We start from the raw sequence: 20,944 nt of genomic DNA, 5'->3' as shown, positions 1-20,944 counted from the left end.
ATGCTCAGGATCCACTCGACCCGGCTTTTTCCCAAAGATCTCGGCGCGGACCAATACCGCCTGACGGGGATCGCGGCGCGTTGCGATTGGGTCGTATTGTCAGACAAGGCCGCTCCGCAGACGCATCTCATCAAGCAGCGCGGCGGCACAACGCCAAAAACCGTGTTCCTGTCCTTTCGTTGGCAACGGGTGGCCCTGCGATTCTTCGTCGAAACGGTGCTGCCGCAAATCACAGGCCCATTCATTCTCGTTAGCGGTTCTGAAGACACGACCATCCCGAACCAAACCGATGCCCGTATGGCGCCATTCGAGCAGCAGGATCGCGTCGATGTCGCGGCAATCATAAACCATCCCTTGCTCACCGCTTGGGTGGCGGAGAACCTGGACAGCGCCAGCCATCCAAAACTCCACCCGCTGCCCTTGGGCATGGTGTTCAATGAAGACCCGCATATTCGTGAGATGGTCGCGATCCCAACACCGCCGCCGCTTTCCGCCCGGCCGCTGAAAGCGCTGTGTGGTCACCGCGTGCGCCCTGGCGTCCAATGGGAGGCTCGGCGGAAGGTCGCCGATCTTGCAGCCCATGATTGGAGCGATTGGTGCACGCGCCTTGAAGAAAACGTCTCCGAGCGGGCCTTCATAGACCAAATCGAACAACATGCTTTCGTCTTATGTGTCGAAGGCGGCGGCTTAGACCCCTCGCCAAAGGCGTGGCTCTCGCTTTTACATGGTGCAGTCCCAATCATCAAAAGAAGCGCTCTGGACAAAGCCTATCAGCGTCTCCCCGTGGCTTTCGTAGAGGACTGGACCGCTGATGCGCTCACGCCCGCGCTACTGCAGCGCTGGCACCAGGAATTTTCGCCTCTGTTCGATCAAGCCGCGCTTAGACGGGCCATGCATAAACGCCTCGGGTTAGACTATTGGTGGGATTACATTCTCTCGCGCAGATAGCGGCGCTCGCCCAGTCGTCTCACACCCACCACGTTTCCCAAAGGTCTGCAGGTTCGGCTAATTCTGGGCGGAGGTCAGGGCGGGCGATGGCGCCGAGGGCGATTTTGGGCGGTAAGCCGAATTGGCTAGAGAAGGCCGCCTCAAACGCGTCCAAGGAAGTGTATCCGCAATAGGCGGCGACATCTTTAGTCCGCTTCGGATTGGCCTCACCGAACGCCAGGCTGCGCAGCGCATAATCGAGCCGCCGACGCGCGATATAGTCATCCAATTTTCCAGCAACATCTAAAGCGGCATAGATTTGTCCGCGCGGCGCGTCGAACACATCCATCAAAGCCGTCAAGGACAGCTCTTGGTCGAATATGTGCGCGTCGACATATTCCAGAAGTTTCGGCTTTAGCGCCTGATCCTCACCCGCCTGCCGCACGTTTCGGTTTAGTAGCGTCGCTAACAAGGCCGAAAACCGGTCGGCTTCTTGCGGCACGTCTTTACGGGTCATCTGGTCAGCGTCGCGAATAACGCGCTCAAGCTCCCCCGCCACTAAAGCGCCATCCGCCGATTCGAGGTCCAAGATGAGACGGGCTGGATGCCGCAATGGATCATATCCGACCCGGCGATGCGGCACCATGATGCTATAGACTTCAGATTGCGCTGCGATCGAATAGAGCTCTCGCGAATAGTCGAACAGGCAAAACACATTGTCACCAATGTCAAACATCTCGCCCTCATGCCAAATCTGGGCTCCGCCACGCCGATAAATCCAGCCAAACAGAATATCCGGCGCGCCTTTAACCGTCGATGATCCCGGCTTGCAGCACATGGTCTGCGGATCGAAGAAGACGTGCGAGAACACCAGTCGCTCAATCACCCAGCTTTGCGCATGCGCCGCGAATGGCCGCTCCGGAACGAGAAGCGGCTGCACTTTGTGCATATAGCTCATATACCGCGCCCAAGCCTCCGGCCGGTCGTCTGAACTATGCTCAGCAGGATCGAATCCGAGTTTCGGTAGCTCGGTCATTGATATATGATAACGTTTTTCGCGAGCGGCGGATAGGCGAGAAAATTCCGCGTGTTCGGACGCTAGAACGCCAAAACCTGCACCCAGCGCATCCCAAACACCAGACAAAGGACAGCCACTAAAAAACCGAGTATTTTCCGAGACTTACTTGGGGAAAAAATAGATCTCTGAGAACATGCCCGCTCTCGACGTAAAAGGGGCATGCACGCCAACTCGACTGTCCCGGCCTTGATCTGGGACCTCGTGCGATAGATCCGTGACCGGCGCTGGAGATCCCGAGTCAAGCCCGGGATAGGCGGGGTTCTCTTTAAGCCTCATTCTCAGCGAAGTCGAAGGACGAGGGCCTCCTACGGAAAGATCCGTGCGCGCACCGCTTTCCTGACGAAAGTCAGGATTCACGACGGCTGGGCCCAGTCTCAAAAACCTAAGCCAGCCGCCATGGGTACCAGCTTGCGCTGGCGGAGCGGTAACAGGGGCGCTGTCGTCTAATGTCTGCTCCCACCCTTTCCGACTACAAAAAATCAAAACCCCAAACAGAAAAACCCCCGAAAAACCGAAGTTTTTCAGGGGTTTATTTGGGTGCGGGAGTAGGATTTGAACCTACGACCTTCAGGTTATGAGCCTGACGAGCTACCGGGCTGCTCCATCCCGCGTCAGAGTGGCTCCCTCCTATGAGGTTACCAGAAACGAAAAAACCGGCACAAGGCCGGTTCGATTTGTCCACCAAGCAGCTGGTGGGCCCGAACCAGTCGAGCAATCTATAAGGGAAGATGTCTGTTTTTCATCACCAGCTTTAGCTGACCCGGCAGCGACTTACTCTCCCGCGCCTTAAGACGCAGTACCATCAGCGCTAGGGGACTTAACGGCCGAGTTCGGGATGGGATCGGGTGGGGAACCCCTGCCATAACCACCGGGTCGGCAAAAGCTAGCAATGTAAGAAACCAATAAGTAAAAAACCGCAGATATTTAATTTAATGTTCTGGGATGTTTCTGATCTTAGTCCGCATGAGGCGTTCACCACCACACACGAGTTTCTAAAGATCAAGCCAATCGAGCAATTAGTACCAGTAAGCTCCACGCCTCGCAGCGCTTCCACACCTGGCCTATCGACGTCCTAGTCTAGAACGGCTCTCAAGGGAAACCTGGTTTTGAGGTGGGTTTCCCGCTTAGATGCATTCAGCGGTTATCCCGTCCATACATAGCTACCCTGCAATGCGGCTGGCGCCACAACAGGTCCACCAGAGGTATGTCCATCCCGGTCCTCTCGTACTAAGGACAGATCCTCTCAAGTTTCCAACACCCACGGCAGATAGGGACCAAACTGTCTCACGACGTTCTGAACCCAGCTCACGTACCACTTTAATCGGCGAACAGCCGAACCCTTGGGACCTGCTTCAGCCCCAGGATGTGATGAGCCGACATCGAGGTGCCAAACGATGCCGTCGATATGGACTCTTGGGCATCATCAGCCTGTTATCCCCGGAGTACCTTTTATCCGTTGAGCGATGGCCCTTCCACTCGGGACCACCGGATCACTATGACCGACTTTCGTCTCTGCTCGGTCCGTCGACCTCACAGTCAGGCAAGCTTATGCCATTGCACTCAACAGCCGATGTCCGACCGGCTTGAGCTTACCATCGCGCGCCTCCGTTACTCTTTAGGAGGCGACCGCCCCAGTCAAACTGCCCGCCAGGCTGGGTCCCGGTCCCATCCAGGGACGCGGTTAGACAACGAAAAGAATAAGGGTGGTATTTCAAGGATGGCTCCACAACGACTGGCGCCGCTGCTTCAAAGCCTCCCACCTATCCTACACATATTATTTCCGGTGCCACAGCCAAGCTGCAGTAAAGGTTCACGGGGTCTTTCCGTCTGACCGCGGGTACCCCGCATCTTCACGGGGACTTCAATTTCGCTGAGTCGATGCTGGAGACAGTGGGGAAGTCGTTACGCCATTCGTGCAGGTCGGAACTTACCCGACAAGGAATTTCGCTACCTTAGGACCGTTATAGTTACGGCCGCCGTTCACCGGGGCTTCAATTCGACGCTCTCACATCTCCTTTTAACCTTCCGGCACCGGGCAGGCGTCAGACCCTATACGTCGCCTTGCGGCTTCGCAGAGCCCTGTGTTTTTGATAAACAGTCGCAACCCCCTGGTCTGTGCCCCTCAGTTCTAGTTGCCTAGAGTGAGGCCTCCTTCTCCCGAAGTTACGGAGGTAATTTGCCGAGTTCCTTCAGCATCGTTCTCTCAAGCGCCTTGGTATTCTCTACCTATCCACCTGTGTCGGTTTAGGGTACGGTCTATACGGGAGGGCTATTTCCTGGGACTTCCAGGCTGCCACCCCAATCCGATAAGGGATGACAACTTTCGAAATCCGTCACACACTCCCAGGCCCACGAATATTAACGTGGTTCCCATCGGCTACGCCTTTCGGCCTCGCCTTAGGGGCCGGCTAACCCTGCGCAGATTAGCTTTACGCAGGAACCCTTGGATTTTCGGCGAGCGGGTCTCTCACCCGCTTTGTCGCTACTCATGTCAACATTCTCACTTCCGATACCTCCAGCATGCCTCACAGCACACCTTCGCAGGCTTACGGAACGCTCCGCTACCGCTCTTACGAGCCCACAATTTCGGTAAATGGCTTTAGCCCCGTTACATTTTCGGCGCAGGATCGCTTGATGAGTGAGCTGTTACGCTTTCTTTAAAGGATGGCTGCTTCTAAGCCAACCTCCTCATTGTCAAAGCAATCCCACATCCTTTCACACTTAGCCATTATTTGGGGACCTTAATTGGTGGTCAGGGTTGTTTCCCTCTCCACGACGGACGTTAGCACCCGCCGTGTGTCTGCCGATTAGTACTTCTCGGTATTCGGAGTTTGATAAGGTTTGGTAATCCGGTGAGGACCCCTAGCCCAGTCAGTGCTCTACCCCCGAGAGTATTCGATCGACGCTCTACCTAAATAGATTTCGCGGAGAACCAGCTATCAGCAAGTTTGATTGGCCTTTCACCCCTAGGCACAGGTCATCCGAGCACTTTTCAACGTGCAACGGTTCGGGCCTCCAGTGCATGTTACTGCACCTTCACCCTGCCCATACCTAGATCACTTGCCTTCGGGTCTAATGCTACATACTCAGTCGCCCTATTCAGACTCGCTTTCGCTACGCCTACACCTAACGGTTTAAGCTTGCATGCAACACTAAGTCGTTGACCCATTATACAAAAGGTACGAGGTCACTCCGAAGAGCTCCCTCAGCTTGTAAGCATCCGGTTTCAGGTACTGTTTCACTCCCCTCATCGGGGTACTTTTCATCTTTCCCTCACGGTACTAGTTCACTATCGGTCGGTAAGGAGTACTTAGGCTTGGAGGGTGGTCCCCCCATGTTCAGACAGGATTTCACGTGTCCCGCCCTACTCGAAAAGGTCTTCATTTTACAGCTACGGGGCTATCACCCACTATGGCGCAACTTTCCAGATGCTTTGCTTTATTTCAGACCAGGCCTGGTCCCCGTTCGCTCGCCGCTACTAAGGGAGTCTCAATTGATGTCCTTTCCTCCGGGTACTTAGATGTTTCAATTCCCCGGGTTCGCTTAATAACACCTATGTATTCAGTGTATTATATCTCTCTATTGAAATGTATGACCAGCACCCAACCGGAGTTGGATTATAGTCAAACATCTCGGAGATGGGTTTCCCCATTCGGAAATCACGGGATCAAAGGGTGCTCTCGCCTCCCCCGTGCTTATCGCAGAGTGCCACGTCCTTCATCGCCTCTTACCGCCAAGACATCCCCCGGATGCCCTTTTGACGCTTGATCTCATTTTTGAAACTCATGTGCAGAGGTGAACGCCCCGTACGAGACGGCGCGAACCCTATACATATGGGTTTCGATCAGACTTTGTTGGTTTCTTTAACAGACTAACCCTTTATGACAGGCTCACCTCGTTACTCCATCCGGTTAGTGAGGAGCTTGCTGTCGATGACAGCGAGGCGGATTAATCTTCCCTTACGATTACAAACATCCCGGAGACAAGCTCCGGAAACTTAGACACTTTCTTCATTTGCTATGCGGTTTGACGCTAACCAACCACCAAGGAAATGGTGGAGCCTAGCGGGATCGAACCGCTGACCTCCTGAATGCAAATCAGGCGCTCTCCCAGCTGAGCTAAGGCCCCGAAAAGGGTGGTGGGCCGAGGAGGACTTGAACCTCCGACCTCACGCTTATCAGGCGTGCGCTCTAACCGCCTGAGCTACCGGCCCCAATTACTAGGTTGCCCGGTAGCACCAGGCTATGTCCCTGCCAAGCGGCGAGGAACAGCAAATGAAGGAAGAGAAACGAAGACGGCACAAACAACCGCATAGTTTTTGTTGGTCACCGATTGCTCGGGCCAACGATTGTCTTTGAACGTTGCCATAAGGCGTGAGCCTAAATGACAAACATCCTTAGAAAGGAGGTGATCCAGCCGCAGGTTCCCCTACGGCTACCTTGTTACGACTTCACCCCAGTCGCTGAACCTACCGTGGCTTGCTGCCTCCGAAGTTAGCTCACAATCTTCGGGTAGATCCAACTCCCATGGTGTGACGGGCGGTGTGTACAAGGCCCGGGAACGTATTCACCGTGGCATGCTGATCCACGATTACTAGCGATTCCAACTTCATGCCGGCGAGTTGCAGCCGACAATCCGAACTGAGACAGCTTTTGGGGATTATCCCATTGTCACTGCCATTGTAGCACGTGTGTAGCCCTACGCGTAAGGGCCATGAGGACTTGACGTCATCCCCGCCTTCCTCCGGCTTAGCACCGGCAGTTTCCCTAGAGTGCCCACCCAAACGTGATGGCAACTAAGGATGAGGGTTGCGCTCGTTGCGGGACTTAACCCAACATCTCACGACACGAGCTGACGACAGCCATGCAGCACCTGTGCACTGGCCCCGAAGGGAGAAACCGATCTCTCGGAGTCGTCCAGGCATGTCAAGCGTAGGTAAGGTTCTGCGCGTTGCTTCGAATTAAACCACATGCTCCACCGCTTGTGCGGGCCCCCGTCAATTTCTTTGAGTTTTAACCTTGCGGCCGTACTCCCCAGGCGGAGTGCTTAATGCGTTAGCTGCGTCACCTACAGGCATGCCTGCAGACAACTAGCACTCATCGTTTACGGTGTGGACTACCAGGGTATCTAATCCTGTTTGCTCCCCACACTTTCGCACCTCAGCGTCAGTATCAGTCCAGTCAGCCGCCTTCGCCACTGGTGTTCCACCGAATATCTACGAATTTCACCTCTACACTCGGTATTCCGCTGACCTCTCCTGATCTCTAGACTCCCAGTTTCAAATGCAGTTCCAAGGTTGAGCCTTGGGATTTCACATCTGACTTAAAAGTCCGCCTACGTGCGCTTTACGCCCAGTAATTCCGAACAACGCTAGCCCCCTTCGTATTACCGCGGCTGCTGGCACGAAGTTAGCCGGGGCTTCTTTACTAGGTACTGTCATTATCATCCCTAGCGAAAGAATTTTACAACCCTAAGGCCTTCATCATTCACGCGGCATGGCTGCATCAGGCTTGCGCCCATTGTGCAATATTCCCCACTGCTGCCTCCCGTAGGAGTCTGGGCCGTGTCTCAGTCCCAGTGTGGCTGATCATCCTCTCAGACCAGCTATAGATCGTAGCCTTGGTGAGCCGTTACCTCACCAACTAGCTAATCTAACGCGGACCGATCTTTCACCGATAAATCTTTCCCCCGGAGGGCGTATACGGTATTACCTTTCGTTTCCAAAAGCTATTCCGTAGTGAAAGGCACGTTTCCACGCGTTACTCACCCGTCTGCCACTATATCGTTCGACTTGCATGTGTTAAGCCTGCCGCCAGCGTTCGTTCTGAGCCAGAATCAAACTCTCAGGTTGAGAATTGACTTCTGACGATGCGTCATATGCTCCAGGAAAATGGAGCGACGCCTAGCTATAAAGCTTGTTTACGTTTTGACGAGAAACCCTTGCACAAATCACTATCGACCGAAGCCGATATTTTTTGTGAAGGTATTTCTTTTTTGAAACGCAAATCGTCATAGTCATATGTGGTCCTAAAAGGACCGCAAGTCGCCTATGCCGCCTGCGTTTCTCTTCCTAATTCCTGCGATGTCAAACAGCTGGGCCGGAGCCCGATTTGGCGTCTGGAGCATGGCGCCCCGTCGACCGGAAGTGGCGGCTTATACAGCCACCGAATTTTGCGTCAACACCCTTTTTTCGACTTTCTGCAGAGCAATTTCAGCGGACTGAAAAACCCTGATTTTGAGCCGAAAAATCTCTCTGAGCCGTTTGACCGGCCCCGAATAAGAGAGGCATTTCCGTGAAGCGCGGTCTCTACAGACCTGACCTCACCCCGTCAACACCGTATTTCACCAAAACTGCAGAAAAGGTTGCAAACGCAACTTTCTCTAATTTTGGCGACGCAAAGCCGTTGAGCCGTTTAACCGGCCCCACAGATTTGAGGCATTCACGAAGCAAGCCCCCATATAGAATCTGTTCGGGGGTTTTGGCAAGCAAAAAATTCGCCTGTTACGCACATTTCTGCAGATCGTGCATTAACCTTTTAGACACCCTGTTCGCAGGGCCTTTAGCCACTGCGAATCTAGGCCTCCATGGCCTCTGCTTCCGCCAGTACGGCATCGATCTTATACTTCACCAGGTCACCGATCGAGATAATCCCTTTCAGAACGCCCTCATCCACGACTGGCAAGTGGCGAATCCGTCTGTCCGTCATCCGCCCCAGACATGTATCAACGTCTTCTGCGGGTGAGGCCGTAATCACACCACGGGTCATCGCTTGGGAAACCGTCATCGATACGGTCTTTTCGCCATTGCGCGCAAACCGGCGCACAATATCGCGCTCAGAGAGCACGCCGCTCAAATCACCCGCATCATCTACCGCCACGATCGCACCGATTCTCTTTTGGTCGAGCAGATTCGCCGCCTCGGCCAATGTCGCTTTATCGGAAATCGTTTGAACCGAATTTCCTTTATCCTTGAGAATCGTATCGATCAGCATGCGCCACCTCCCTGTGTGTGATTATATATAAAGGCTATAGCACAGCTTCCACGGTTCGCGAAAATATCCGGCGTTTTGTTTCAAACCGATACATTGAGCCGGTCAAATGCCCCAAATCGGGGAGAATCGCCCGCAATACACTTCGCCTGACGCGCGAATAGCGCAACAGAATACCCCAATATTGGCATGACCGTTGCAACCTTCCCGGCAAATGGAACTAGCGGGAAAGAATGCCAATATGAAAGCGCCGAAACATACCCGATCATTTTGCATTGGCGGCCTTGCCGTCCTTGCAGGTGGATCGCTCCTCGCCGCGGCCCTCCCGGCCCAGGCGCAAGAAGCCAGTTCGGTTTCAGAATTCGAACGCCCTTACGGGTTCGGATATGGCGCCGAATCGCGCCCCTTTTCTGCAAACACACGAGACCGCCTCGGAAATCGCGTCATCATTAATGGCTTGATTGAAGGTGGATCTGGGCTCGGCACCGGCCTTTATACCGGTTGGGGTCAAACCGATGGCGCCGCCGGCATGATCGGCACAGGCACCGCGGTGGGCAATCAGCTGAATGTCATCACCAACGGATCGAACAATACGATCATCATCGATTCGACACAGATCAATAATGGCGACCAAACCGTCGTGCTCAACGGGGAACTGGACTTAGAATGATCAATCTCATGAAAATCCTTCCGCTCACAGGCGGTAAAACTACAGGCGCCGTCCTCGCTTCGGCTATGCTTGTCACTGGCTGCATCTCTCCAGTTGCAGGCCCAGGCGGCAATTATACTCAGCCGATCGGCGGCTCACCGGTCACCGCAAACCCAACCCCTTATTCAAATGGCTTGGTCTGCATGGGTCATTATGCACGACAGTCTGGTGTTCGCGCCCCGCGCATCGCAGTTGGACGGATCCTCGATTATACCGGCAAGGCCGATATTGAAGGCGGTCGCCGGGTCACTCAGGGCGGTTCTCTGATGGCGATGTCTGCGCTTGCCAAAGCTGGCGCGGTTCTGGTCGAACGCTTTGACACGTCTGTCGCCGAGCTCGACCTCAAATATAAGAACAATAAGCTAATCGGTGATGCACCGGGCGAGTTTGATAAAATTCACGCCGGATCAATCCCTGGATCAGACTTCTACCTGGTCGGCGGCATCACTGAGCTGAACTATAATATCCGCTCTGTTGGTGGCGAAGCCTTTGTTGGCGACACCGATGCGACCGATCCGAAAGGGACAGCCGGGGCGAAACTGTTCGTCATCAATGTCGGCCTCGACCTTCGCCTGGTCAAAACCGACACTTTGGAAGTGTTCGACGTGATCTCTTATCAAAAGCAGATCATTGGACGCGAGCTCTCATTCGGCATTTTCGACTTTGCCAATGGCAATGTCTTTGATGTCGGCGTTGGTGGCCGCGCGCAGGAGCCTATTCAATTGGCGGTTCGCTCAGTCATCGAACGCGCTTCGCTCGAAATGATGGCCAATCTTTATGGCGCGCCAAACGCAGATGTTTGCGCCCTGACACGCGGCGTCATCTCAACCAATAGCGTCACTGGTGACTACCGTCCGTTCCGCGCGCAATTGGAAGATTACAATGGCGGATCGCGTCAGTCTTCGAATAAATGGCATGAAAACCGTGACAGCGGCTACAAAGCCAAATCAGATGGGCCTGCCCGCTAATGGCTGCGCGACGAGAAACCCCACCGGTCAAGGTGCTTCGCTACACGCTGGCGCTCGGCTGTTTTGCCGGCGTCGCGCTGCTCGCCCCGCCTGCCCTGTCTGAAGGACAACCGGCAACGGTTGAGATTGTCCAAGTTCAGCTCAACGATGTCTGGTCTGATATGACAGTGGTGATTCCCGAAACCGCTTGGGAAGCCACCTCGACCTCGACCGCTGTTGGCAATGCCGCGGCAGGCCTAGTCATGCAAGGCACAGTCGATCTCGACGCGACACAGACGCTTGAAGGCGATGTTCGCGCTGATAACCAAGTGTTAGGCGGCACGGCCGGGCTCGCTGTGGCAACGACAACCGCTTATGGCAACTCAACCACTGGCGGCACCTGGTCGGGTGACAATTACTATCGCGCAGAACAAGTTTCCAACGGCGATGTGTCGGCCAATACGCGGGTCGATATTGAACGCGCGAACAATATTGCGACGGCCACAACCGGCATCGCCAATGTTTCTGTGCCGACCGATGAGTGGGGCACGAACGCGGCCTTCCAAATCCAGGAAAGCAATGGCTCTGTAGAAGCCACAACCGATGTCGATATGTGCTGCGATGGCACCTCGGCGAGTTTCGCAACCACAGCTGGCGGCAATGCGGTTTCCTCGACCGGAACCACCAGCACAAATTATAATGGCGCCGTCCAAACAACCGCTTCCGGCGAGACGATTACTGCCTCCAGCGATGTCTATATGGGGTATGGCCACAATGTGCTGACCGCGACCACCGGATTCGGCAACTCAGCCACCGTCCACAATGAATGGGGCTATGCCACGCTCGGCCGAGACGGATCAGAGCTCTATCAAGGCAATGACTCCGATATTGATGCCCAGTCTTATGTGACCCTCGATGAGTGGTCAGGCTATGCCAGCTCAAGCGCCTATGGCGTCGGCAATGCCGCTGAGATTTCAAATGTTGGCTCTGATACCGGGCTTTATGCCATCCAAAACAACACTGGCTCGGTCTATAGCGAGGCCAGCCTCAACGGCACCTCAAGCTATGATGGCGACGGCATTGTCACCGCCACTTCAATCGGCAATGCGGCAACCGCGACGCTGTGTAATATCTGCGGCGACGCGTCCCTGCACGGACAGACCCAGCAATACAATTCAGGATCAGTGATCGCGCGGGGCAGCGCGACCATTGGTCAATCTGGCAGCGTCTTCGGATCCGCCACCGCGGTTGGAAACTCATCCACCTATCAATCAAACGGACACCAGATCCGGTAAAGCTTGCGACACGAAAACCCCCGCTTCAGCTGAAGCGGGGGCTTTTTGATGTGTGCTGGCGAGATTGCGCTCAATGTAAGGAGCACCCTGAAATTATCCGAGCGAGCACAACACCGTCAGGCCCTCATCATGAGTGAGGTCGAAGGATCAAGGGCCGGGCTTCCCATGTGTTATTCGGTGAGCCCGCCTCGTCCTTCGACATCGCACAGGATGAGGCTGATCGGAGACATAGTCGCCACACGCGTCTCCCTCGACAGCCGCAGGCTGTCTGAGGGCCCATCAAGGAACCTATCCGCGTGATGCAAACTCGCGTGTTGGATCCTCAGACCGCTGCGCGGTCGAGGATGACGCGAAACTCCTGACGTTCTCTCCGACACCGAAAGCAGAACGAGAACGGCTCAAGATTCTCTGCATGAGCCTATGGAATAAGTACTTTTGGAAATAGCCGAACCCCCGCCTCAACCGAAGCAGGGGTGTTTGATTTCCACGGTATCTATTTCAGGATGAAAGTCACCTTCATCACCACACGATATTCTTTGATTTCGCCCTTATCGAGGACGACCGATTGATCCTTGATCCAGGCGCCTTCAACATTGTTGAGCGTCTTGTTCGCTCGAGCGATGCCTTTTTGGATCGCATCGTCGAAGCTCTTCTTCGACCCTGAGATAATTTCTGTAACGCGTGCAATAGCCATTCTGGCCTCCCTTTGTACTCGCAGGTCTAATACCTGGAGACCAAAACTGGCCGGACAAGCCGCGCTTGGCAAGCCTGCAGCCTCATAGCGCGGTGACTATGAATTCAGATCTCGACCAAAGGAGAAGCCAAAAGATGACACCTTCTCCTCGTCACGAAACATGGTCTTTTCAGACATATCGCAGCCGAGATCTTTGCAAAGCGCCTCATAATCGTGTGCGAAACAATGCCATTTCGGATCGAAACTCGTGCCTTTGCGCGGCCATTGACGTTCAAGCACCGTTATCACCGCCACCGACTTACAGCAGCGCGCCAGTTCTGACATTGAATGCTCAATGTTCTCGAACGGGATATGCATCAGCACATGAGACGCGATCCCGATTTCAAATGCTCCGTCTGCAAACGGGAACTTGTCTAAAGGTCCTTCAATGAAGTTCGCATCAACGCTGATTCCAGCGGAGTCCGCGGCCTGTCGTGCGCGATCATTGTAGTTTGTGGACAAATCTAGCGTCGCGATCTTTGCGACGCCTTTGTAGAGCGGAAACAGACGACCGACTCCCGGTCCCAGCTCGAGCAGCGAACTCGCTCCGGATAGCATGGGTCCAAAGAAATCAAGTTCGACCTGACCTATCCCAGGATTTGCCGCTGTGTTTGGATGCTCTCTGGTATTCCAATGTTCGACCGGATCGTATTTGTCTGACATAATGCGTCCCCTGCATTTACGTTAGCTACAACAAATTACGTGCGATTTGGAAACAGACTTTCTGCAAATTTGCCGAAGCAAAACCCCACCGGGTTGCTTGCCCTAAGCCGCCAATTTTTCTGGTGAGCCAGAGCCGCCTTTTGGCGTCGCTTCGACCGGGATCCAGCAGACAACTTCCGTGCCGCCGCCAGGCTGGGACTTAATCCCGACATTGCCGCCATGCAGCTGGACAAAGTGTTTCACCAGCGACAGCCCGAGGCCGGCGCCGCGTCGATCGCTTGAAGTAAAGCTGTCAAAACGGGTCGCTTGATCTTCAGCAGGAATGCCACGTCCATTGTCTTTGACGGTCAGCTTAGCGGTGTCGCCCATTCGTTCGGCCGAAATCGTTACTTGTCCGCCCGGATCAGTGAATCGCAGCGCGTTGGAAATGAGATTGAACAGCACTTGCCGAATGCGCTTTTCATCGGCTTCGATTTTGCCCAGGCTGTCTTCGATATTCGAGATCACTTCAACCTCGGTATCAGCCGCATTGGTGACGCCGATGGTCACGGCTTCTTTGATCAAGGCCTTGAGGTCGACTTGGGTGATATCGAGATCCATCCGCCCCGCTTCGATCATCGCCAGGTCGAGAATATTGCCGATCAGATCATTCAAATGATTAGACGCCTCACAGATCGCATCCACTTTGTCGCGCTGCGCATCATTGAGATCGCCAATGCGCTCCATTTGAAGGAATTCACCATAGCCAAGAATGGTCTGCAGCGGCGAGCGAAGTTGATAGGAGACGTTTTTAACAAACTCGGTTTTGAGCCTGTCAGCTGTTTCAAACGCTTCCGCACGATCCCGAAGCGCGGTCTCAACAGAGCGCTGCGCGGATACATCGGCGAATCCGATCAGCGTGTTCCCGTCCGGCAGCGGCTTGGTCACATAGGTCAGGATCGCCCCGTCCGAGCGTTTCATTTCGCCCGTGGTTTCCTGGCGGGCGCTTGGGTCAGTGATATGGCCTTTGATGGCGGTCCAGGTCGCTCGATCGTGGAAGAGCGGCACACAGAAATCTGCGATATCATCATAGTCCGGCTCATCCTTGAGCAAGTCTTCTTCAACGCCCCAAAGCTCAGCAAAAGCGCTATTCCAAAGTTTCAACCGCCCATCGGTGCCAAACACAACGACGGCTTCATGCAAGCTGTCGAGGGTTTTGCCTTGGGTTTTGATCATGGCGTTATATTTGGTCCGGAGATCGAGTTCGCTGGTAATGTCCTTAAACAGGATCAACAATCCGCCCATAGGGTGGCGCTGGCGCGTTACTTTTAAGGTGCGATTGTCCGGCAAGTGCCATTCGTCTTCTTCGATCCCGCTAATATCGAGATAGTAAGACAGCTCTTCGGCGCGCCATTTCGCATATTCAGATTGCGCTGGCAGTTTACGCCGCTCACGCAAGCGATCGAGCAATTGGCCATGGCTCGGCATATCGAGCAGGAAGCCCTCATCCATATCCCACATTTTCGCAAAGGCGCGATTGTGGAAGGTCAGTTTGCGCTCGCCGCTAAAGATCGCCACCGCATCGGCAACATGGTTCAGCGTCTCGTCATGCGCTTGAACATGTTTGTCCAACTCGTCGCGCGCGCGCTCTTGTTCAGTGACGTCAAACGCCATGGCGCCAACGCCGCCTGAAAGTGGGAAAGACAAGATCCGCATGGCGCGCCGATCGCCGCCTATGGCGATGTGGCGTGTCTCATCTAACTCTTTGCCTTCGGTCAGGGTCTTGCGAACCTGTTCTACGGCTTTCTCATCCAACATGACCTGACGCTCAAGCACGCGGTCCAGGCTGTCGCCGTCGACTGCTTCGACATAGGCCGGGTTTGCCCATTGCAGGCGTCCAACGCCCGAAATCCGCCAAGCTGGGAATGGCGCTTTGCCGAGCATATCCAAGAAGGCTGTCGGATCACGCGCGATCACTTGGCGAGCCTCTTCAAGCCGGCCACGGGCGGAGCTTTCTTCCAGGCCTTTAATCGTCGAGTCCGTGACCCAGACGACAACTCGAGCGCCGGCGGTCCGGCCATCCGCTTCGAGGAAGCGGCCATTCTGTCCGATAATGGTCAGCGAAAACGGATGACCTTCTTCGGCGAGCTCGCGCAAACGCAAGCGCAAAGTTGTATCGATACCGCTGGCGTCGCGCGCTTCCAGATCTGCAAGCCCTTCAATAATTCGCACCGCCGGATCAATTGAAACTGCATCATCGGTAAAGCGCAACAGGCTGGCCAGCGCGACCGGCGAGCCGTGAATTTCAGGCGGTGTGATTTCGTCAGCATCGACATCAATGTCTTCACCTTGCCAAACCAAGATGACACCAGGATGTGCGCCCAGCACTGATTTAAGCTCGGCCACAGAAGATTCAGCATCATGGGCTTTATCTTTATAGCGTTTCGCAGCCCCGCGCGCGCCATCAGACGTCCGCAAGGCCCAAAGGATGAACGCCAATCCAAGCGCCAATGCGCCGACCGCAATTATAAGCGGGATCTGGTCTGCCGTGATTTGCATGACATCCTCCTGAAGCCCCAAGGCGAATCACTCGCTGGCGCATAGCTCTACTGGTTAACCGAATGCTAGCTTAGCGTTAAGTCCGGGTTAACGAAGATGGCTTGAGCGTTAAGGATTTACACGTCTCGCCCAACAAGAAAGGGCTGCAGCAATCGCTGCAGCCCCTCGAATGTGCCGATACCGGGCAGCAAAGCCTATTTGAACAAAGACGCTTTGCGGAAATGCTTGACCAGAAGATAGTAGACCACGGCGCGGTATTTTTTGCGCACAGAACGGCCATAGATTTCCATCACTGCGTCCAGGCCTTCATCCAGCTTCGGTGTATCTTTCAGACCAAGTTTCTTGATCAAGAAACTCTTCTTCACAGTCTCAAGCTCTTTTTTCTGAGTTGCTGAAACCGTTGATGAGTCATTGTTATAGATCGATGGGCCACAAGCAATCGTGACCGCAGTCAGCAATTTCATGTCTGGCTTCATCTCGCACTTCTCTTCAAGATCCTTCGCATACTTGGCGATCAGATCGTCACGCTTACCCATAATATTCCTCCGTGGGATCGGACCGCGAAGTCTTGCGGCCTTGAGGTTCAGAAACGGTACTCAACTTATAGGACTATCTCTCGAGCGGGACTCGACAGCGCGGTCAACCCGTTTCCGACATCCATTAAAAACTGGCAATCTCTTGCCTTCTTGCAACGGATCGCCAAACTATAGCCGTTGAACTGACAGAATCGTCATGCGGTGTTCATCTTGAACGGCCCTATATGACGGTAAGCGTCGCGTGGAGTATTTATGATCCGTACCCTATCACTTGTCAGTCTCACCTGTTTGAGCCTGTGCATTTCAGCTCAGGCGCAAGTCGATGAAGACGAGCTGGTCCGGCTGCCTGGACAAGGCGAGATCCGATCAGAAGGTCTCCGTCAAAAAGCTAAGGCGACTCGTTTGAAGCCAGGCGCTGGTCTGCTGATTACGTTCGATACGAATGATGATGAGCGCATCAGCCCGTCCGAGATCGAAACCGGTATCCCGATCGCGTTTGCCAGCGCAGACAAGAACCAAGACGGGTACCTCACCGCGCTTGAGCAGCAAGACTGGGCGGCCAGCCTGCCCACACGCGATGACAGTCTCGCCAATCCGTTCCGGTTCGATCCGAACCTTGATCGCCGTGCGGACTTAGAAGAGTTCACATCCGTAATCAGCAATCTCGCTTCGGATTATGCTGGCAAAGACAGCACGGACATTTTGGTCTCTGACCTAAAAGCCCCTCACCCGCGCGCCCAAGAGCGTCGTGACGGGATTGAAGAAGCGATCCAAGACCAACGCCGCGACCGTCCATCGAATCGGCGCAATCAGTCCGCCCGGAACTGATCGACTGGGCGCCATCCGGTAAACTTGATCCGCAGAAGAGTCTTTGCTTGAGTGAACGCTTAGGGGCCATTCAAGGATCAGACCGATGCGCTTGCCCACAATTATTGCAACGTCTCTGGTGATCGCCGCCTGCGGTGCACCCGCTCAGAACATGGACTTCACAAACGGCACTTGGGTCGATCTGACTCATGAATTTGATGAGCGCACACTGCATTGGCCCACGTCTGATCTGTTCGTTCTCTCGACCGTTTCGGAAGGCATGACGGAAGGCGGCTACTATTACAGCGCCTATGCGTTTCAAGGCTCAGAACATGGCGGCACACATTTGGATGCGCCCATTCATTTCCAAGCCAAGGGGCAAACCACTGATGAGATCCCGCTCAGTTCCCTCATCGGCCCAGCCATCGTCATTGATGTGAAAGCCAAGACAGAAAATGATCGAGGGTACGGAATTACCGTCGAAGACATCACCGCTTGGGAAGCCGAGCATGGTGAGATCGAAAACCGTCCGATCGTGCTCTTTAACACGGGCTCTGCTGCGCTCTGGCCAGATGCAGAGGCTTATCTTGGCACCGGCCGGCGTGGCCCAGGCGGCGTCGCCGAGCTCAATTTTCCTGGCTTGACCCCAGACGCTGCGGACTTCCTCGCCAATCAGCGATCGGTGCGCGCCGTAGGCCTCGACACACCAAGTCTCGATATGGCTAATTCGGCGAGCTACCTCGTCCATCGAACTCTGTTCGATAAGAACATTCCCGGCTTTGAAAATGTCGCATCCTTGGATGGCATCCCTGCTCGCGGTGCCCATGTTTTTGCGCTGCCTATGAAAATCAAAGGCGGCAGCGGCGGCCCGCTGCGTATGGTCGCCTTTGTGCCAGATGACGCTTAAAGGCTAACGCCTATCCGGCGCGACCGAACGCTTCTTTCAGCCAGTCTTTTACCTCGCCGTCAAAGTCGCTTGGCTCGCTGAGCTTTATCTTATGGGTGCACATGCCCGACATCGCTTCGAGGCGGTCTTGTGGCTCGACCCCTTTGAGATTGAGACCGAGATCGATGCGCGTTTTTGTGCTCGGCTGAATCAGCGCGAACTGCTTCTTACGGCGCAGGCTGACGCTCGTTTTCTTAGGCGCGATCTCAAGCTCACTGCCGAAGGACTGAACATAAGCAACAATCGCATCGTGGAGCGGTTTCAGCGCTTCCTTGCCCTTATATTGATTGGCGACGAGATCCTCATCCGCGACATCCAAATTGCCGATACATTTTTGCGCAATCAGGTTGGCGAAGCCATGGGTCACGCCATATTCGCCCTTGAGCAGTTTCATGATCTCGCCATGCTTCACCGCACCACTCTTGGCCACCAGTGACTGCCAGGCCTCGAGCGATTTACCGGTTTTGTCCGGCATATTATCGATCATGGTTTGGGCGAGCTCTTGAGGGGATTTTGCCATGCTCTAAGCCTCCTTCACGATTTTGAGGTCCGACGGATCGCGTTCCAGCGGCCAATGTTCAATCCGCTGCTCTTTTTTGGCAAACACCGCCATGACCGGGGTCATCAGCGTCACCATCTTTCCGCTAAAGGCGGGCTTGCCTGTCTCGGCGAGTGATTTGAGATTTTTCGCGATAAACACCTGACCGCCAATCATCTGTTTGTGCAAATCACTGCCTTCGATGGCGCGCTCGATGATCAGATCAAATTCGGTGCCGCCATCTTTCTCTCTCAACTCATAAGTAACCTGGCAGGCATCGTCTTTGAGATTGGTCATTTTGAATGTGTGGCTGTAGCGATGGGGTGGCTCAAAGGCGAGCACTTCCCCAACCACCATGGCGATTTTCCGATTGGGGTGGACCATCCGCATCTGCACGCCCGGCTTTAATCCATCTTTTGTGTCGCAGACGCTGCCAAAGAAAAAGGGCAGCGGCTTGTCGGTGGCGACCAAGATCGACCAAACGGTTTCGATCGGCGCCTCAATAAAAGTGCGGTGAACCGATTTTTCGGCATAGTTGGGCTGGTCAGTCATTTTCCCCCTCCTCTTTTGGTACTGTATTGGTTTGAGCGACATGTTCCGCCGCCTGTTTGATAAAACTGAGACGATCCGCCCAAACGGCGCTGAAGCGATCGATCCAACGCTCATGGATGGCCTGGATCGGCATCGCGTTCAGATACAAACGCCGCGAGCGCCCATCCTTTTGGCTGACCAGAAGGCCCGCCTCTTCTAGGACTTTCAAATGGTTCATGATCGCGATGCGGCTGACATCAAAAGCCTTGGCCAGCTCGCCGACACTTTGACCGGGCTTGTCGCGCACCAAGTCCAAAATGCGTCGGCGCGTTTGATGCGCCAAAGCGTGGAAGACCAGATCCATATCGTCATTAGTAATCATGTAATTACTTAATTACATTAAAAGCTAGGAGTCAACGCCTACCTCCAAGAATCTTGTTCCACATTGTTTTTATGAGACTAAATTCGCGCCGTAGGTCCAAAGATCGCTAAAAATCAACCGCGCGACCGGCCTTCTCCCAATCGCCATAGCGCACGCGCTCTTCCTTAGGGCCGCCTTTTTCGCTGGACCGTTGATCCTCCAAAACGGCTTCTTTGGCTTCTTGTTCGGCGCGGCGGGCTTCTGCTTCAGCCAGCGCTCTCTCCGCCGCTGGGCTGATCTGTTTCTTCGTGACGAATTTTTCATCTGACATGAACAAGACTCCCCGCTTTGTTAACTAATCCATATATGTTCCGAGACAGAACGTATTCTTTCAATCCACGCGTGCAAGGAGCCATGTCAAATGGGCACAGCCAAAACCTTTATGCTACTCGCCGCACTGACTGCCCTTTTCATGGCGGTTGGGTATCTGGTTGGGGGGCCTATGGGAATGGGGATCGCCTTTGTAATTGCTGGCGGTCTCAATCTGTTTTCCTATTGGAATGCCGATAAAATCGTCCTGCGCATGCAAGGCGCGCGGCAGGTCGATGACAATGAGCGTAGCCCAGTGATTCGCACCTTCGTTCAGGACACCAAAGCCCTGGCACAATCGGCGGGCATGCCAGAACCGAAGATTTACATCATCGACACTCAGCAACCCAACGCCTTCGCGACGGGGCGCGATCCGCAAAATGCGGCTGTCGCTGCGACCACTGGTCTTCTGAATATCCTTTCACGAGAAGAAACCGCCGGCGTCATGGCGCATGAGCTTGCCCATGTACAAAATCGCGACACGCTGACCATGACCGTCACCGCCACAATTGCAGGCGCGATCGGCATGCTGGCCAATTTTGCGCTCTTCTTCACCAATCGCGAGCGGGGCGGCATGCTGACCGGATTGGCGATTATGATCTTTGCCCCAATGGCGGCAGGTCTCGTTCAAATGGCAATTAGCCGGTCGCGTGAATATGAAGCCGATAAGCGCGGCGCAGAGATTTGCGGCAATCCGCTTTGGCTCGCCTCAGCACTGGCAAAGATTGATCGCGGCGCGCGGTCGACCGTCAATCGCCGGGCCGAGCAGAACCCGGCCATGGCGCATATGTATATTATGAACCCGCTCGCCGGAAAGCGCGGGGACAGTCTGTTCTCCACCCATCCCGCCACGCAAAACCGGATTGAAGCGCTGCAGCGACTCGCCGCAGAGATGGGCGTAGAACCTTCAAGTGTGCGGCCACGCCGCGCCGCTGGCCCGTGGGGATAATTGACCTTTTGCCATATCTAAAAGTCCA

The 20,944-nt window shown here is 54.5% G+C and carries 17 protein-coding genes, 3 tRNA genes and 3 rRNA genes; 7 read left to right on the top strand and 16 right to left on the bottom strand.

What is annotated here, in order from left to right:
* Complete coding sequence (locus MY069_RS12960) at nucleotides 1-948, top strand: hypothetical protein (RefSeq protein WP_482794201.1); 948 nt, start codon at nucleotides 1-3, stop codon at nucleotides 946-948.
* A 19-nt stretch (nucleotides 949-967) separates the two neighbouring features.
* Here MY069_RS12960 and MY069_RS12955 read toward each other — a convergent pair whose 3' ends face one another.
* The 8 genes from MY069_RS12955 to MY069_RS12920 form a co-directional block, all read right to left on the bottom strand.
* On the bottom strand, nucleotides 968-1,963 hold the full coding sequence (locus MY069_RS12955; RefSeq protein ID WP_482794200.1) for a helix-turn-helix transcriptional regulator: 996 nt from the start codon (nucleotides 1,961-1,963) through the stop codon (nucleotides 968-970).
* 576 nt (nucleotides 1,964-2,539) lie between these two features.
* Nucleotides 2,540-2,616, bottom strand: a tRNA-Met gene (locus MY069_RS12950).
* Between the two features lie 147 nt (nucleotides 2,617-2,763).
* Nucleotides 2,764-2,878 (bottom strand): 5S ribosomal RNA (gene rrf / locus MY069_RS12945).
* 122 nt (nucleotides 2,879-3,000) lie between these two features.
* Nucleotides 3,001-5,775, bottom strand: a 23S ribosomal RNA gene (locus tag MY069_RS12940).
* A gap of 282 nt (nucleotides 5,776-6,057) precedes the next feature.
* Nucleotides 6,058-6,133 (bottom strand) — tRNA-Ala (locus tag MY069_RS12935).
* An 8-nt stretch (nucleotides 6,134-6,141) separates the two neighbouring features.
* Nucleotides 6,142-6,218, bottom strand: a tRNA-Ile gene (locus MY069_RS12930).
* A gap of 187 nt (nucleotides 6,219-6,405) precedes the next feature.
* Nucleotides 6,406-7,856 (bottom strand): 16S ribosomal RNA (locus MY069_RS12925).
* Together the 16S, 23S and 5S rRNA genes with 3 tRNA genes alongside form the textbook arrangement of a ribosomal RNA operon.
* Nucleotides 7,857-8,580: 724 nt before the next feature.
* Nucleotides 8,581-8,997 carry a CBS domain-containing protein gene (locus tag MY069_RS12920; protein ID WP_482794199.1) on the bottom strand — a complete coding sequence of 139 codons (417 nt, stop codon included), beginning with the start codon at nucleotides 8,995-8,997 and terminating at the stop codon, nucleotides 8,581-8,583.
* A 238-nt stretch (nucleotides 8,998-9,235) separates the two neighbouring features.
* On the opposite strand from MY069_RS12920, the gene hfaA reads away from it, so the two are divergent.
* From hfaA to hfaD, 3 genes are read left to right on the top strand one after another with little or no spacing between them, the layout of a single operon-like run.
* Nucleotides 9,236-9,664, top strand: coding sequence for a holdfast anchoring protein HfaA (hfaA, locus tag MY069_RS12915; RefSeq protein WP_482794198.1), 429 nt, complete (start codon nucleotides 9,236-9,238; stop codon nucleotides 9,662-9,664).
* The gene (gene hfaB / locus MY069_RS12910; protein ID WP_482794197.1) at nucleotides 9,661-10,671 is read left to right on the top strand and encodes a holdfast anchoring protein HfaB; all 1,011 of its coding nucleotides are present in this window, start codon (nucleotides 9,661-9,663) and stop codon (nucleotides 10,669-10,671) included. The genes hfaA and hfaB overlap by 4 nt, the downstream gene beginning before the upstream one ends.
* The gene (gene hfaD, locus MY069_RS12905; RefSeq protein ID WP_482794196.1) at nucleotides 10,671-11,945 is read left to right on the top strand and encodes a holdfast anchor protein HfaD; all 1,275 of its coding nucleotides are present in this window, start codon (nucleotides 10,671-10,673) and stop codon (nucleotides 11,943-11,945) included. The genes hfaB and hfaD overlap by 1 nt, the downstream gene beginning before the upstream one ends.
* Before the next feature lie 493 nt (nucleotides 11,946-12,438).
* Here the strand turns inward: hfaD and MY069_RS12900 are convergent, their stop codons facing one another.
* The 4 genes from MY069_RS12900 to MY069_RS12885 form a co-directional block, all read right to left on the bottom strand.
* Nucleotides 12,439-12,639 carry a dodecin family protein gene (locus tag MY069_RS12900; RefSeq protein ID WP_482794195.1) on the bottom strand — a complete coding sequence of 67 codons (201 nt, stop codon included), beginning with the start codon at nucleotides 12,637-12,639 and terminating at the stop codon, nucleotides 12,439-12,441.
* Nucleotides 12,640-12,735: 96 nt separating this feature from the next.
* Nucleotides 12,736-13,341 (bottom strand): class I SAM-dependent methyltransferase, encoded by a 606-nt coding sequence (locus MY069_RS12895; RefSeq protein WP_482794194.1) that lies wholly within the window; start codon nucleotides 13,339-13,341, stop codon nucleotides 12,736-12,738.
* Nucleotides 13,342-13,443: 102 nt separating this feature from the next.
* Nucleotides 13,444-15,879 carry a sensor histidine kinase gene (locus MY069_RS12890; protein ID WP_482794193.1) on the bottom strand — a complete coding sequence of 812 codons (2,436 nt, stop codon included), beginning with the start codon at nucleotides 15,877-15,879 and terminating at the stop codon, nucleotides 13,444-13,446.
* A 194-nt stretch (nucleotides 15,880-16,073) separates the two neighbouring features.
* Nucleotides 16,074-16,415, bottom strand: a complete 342-nt coding sequence (locus tag MY069_RS12885; protein ID WP_482794192.1) for a DUF2853 family protein — start codon at nucleotides 16,413-16,415, stop codon at nucleotides 16,074-16,076.
* Nucleotides 16,416-16,667: 252 nt separating this feature from the next.
* Here MY069_RS12885 and MY069_RS12880 point away from each other — a divergent pair, with 252 nt between their 5' ends.
* Both MY069_RS12880 and MY069_RS12875 read left to right on the top strand, forming a co-directional pair.
* Nucleotides 16,668-17,243 (top strand): EF-hand domain-containing protein, encoded by a 576-nt coding sequence (locus MY069_RS12880; protein WP_482794191.1) that lies wholly within the window; start codon nucleotides 16,668-16,670, stop codon nucleotides 17,241-17,243.
* Between the two features lie 85 nt (nucleotides 17,244-17,328).
* Nucleotides 17,329-18,129 (top strand): cyclase family protein, encoded by an 801-nt coding sequence (locus MY069_RS12875; protein WP_482794190.1) that lies wholly within the window; start codon nucleotides 17,329-17,331, stop codon nucleotides 18,127-18,129.
* Between the two features lie 10 nt (nucleotides 18,130-18,139).
* On the opposite strand, the gene MY069_RS12870 is transcribed toward MY069_RS12875, so the two are convergent.
* From MY069_RS12870 to MY069_RS12855, 4 genes are all read right to left on the bottom strand, one after another.
* Nucleotides 18,140-18,688, bottom strand: a complete 549-nt coding sequence (locus tag MY069_RS12870; protein WP_482794189.1) for a DUF4287 domain-containing protein — start codon at nucleotides 18,686-18,688, stop codon at nucleotides 18,140-18,142.
* A gap of 3 nt (nucleotides 18,689-18,691) precedes the next feature.
* The gene (locus tag MY069_RS12865) at nucleotides 18,692-19,258 is read right to left on the bottom strand and encodes an SRPBCC domain-containing protein (protein WP_482794188.1); all 567 of its coding nucleotides are present in this window, start codon (nucleotides 19,256-19,258) and stop codon (nucleotides 18,692-18,694) included.
* Nucleotides 19,251-19,619 (bottom strand): ArsR/SmtB family transcription factor, encoded by a 369-nt coding sequence (locus MY069_RS12860; RefSeq protein WP_482794187.1) that lies wholly within the window; start codon nucleotides 19,617-19,619, stop codon nucleotides 19,251-19,253. Before MY069_RS12860 ends, MY069_RS12865 begins: the two co-directional genes overlap by 8 nt.
* Before the next feature lie 106 nt (nucleotides 19,620-19,725).
* Entirely contained in the window at nucleotides 19,726-19,929 is a 204-nt protein-coding gene (locus MY069_RS12855) for a DUF1674 domain-containing protein (protein WP_482794186.1), read from the bottom strand.
* A 90-nt stretch (nucleotides 19,930-20,019) separates the two neighbouring features.
* Here MY069_RS12855 and htpX point away from each other — a divergent pair, with 90 nt between their 5' ends.
* Nucleotides 20,020-20,916 (top strand): zinc metalloprotease HtpX, encoded by an 897-nt coding sequence (htpX, locus tag MY069_RS12850; protein ID WP_482794185.1) that lies wholly within the window; start codon nucleotides 20,020-20,022, stop codon nucleotides 20,914-20,916.
* Nucleotides 20,917-20,944: the final 28 nt, after the last annotated feature.

Source organism: Hyphomonas sp. ske169 (assembly GCF_056850855.1).
Note: the sequence above shows the minus strand (reverse complement) of the source record. Positions and strands in the feature narration are given on the sequence as shown.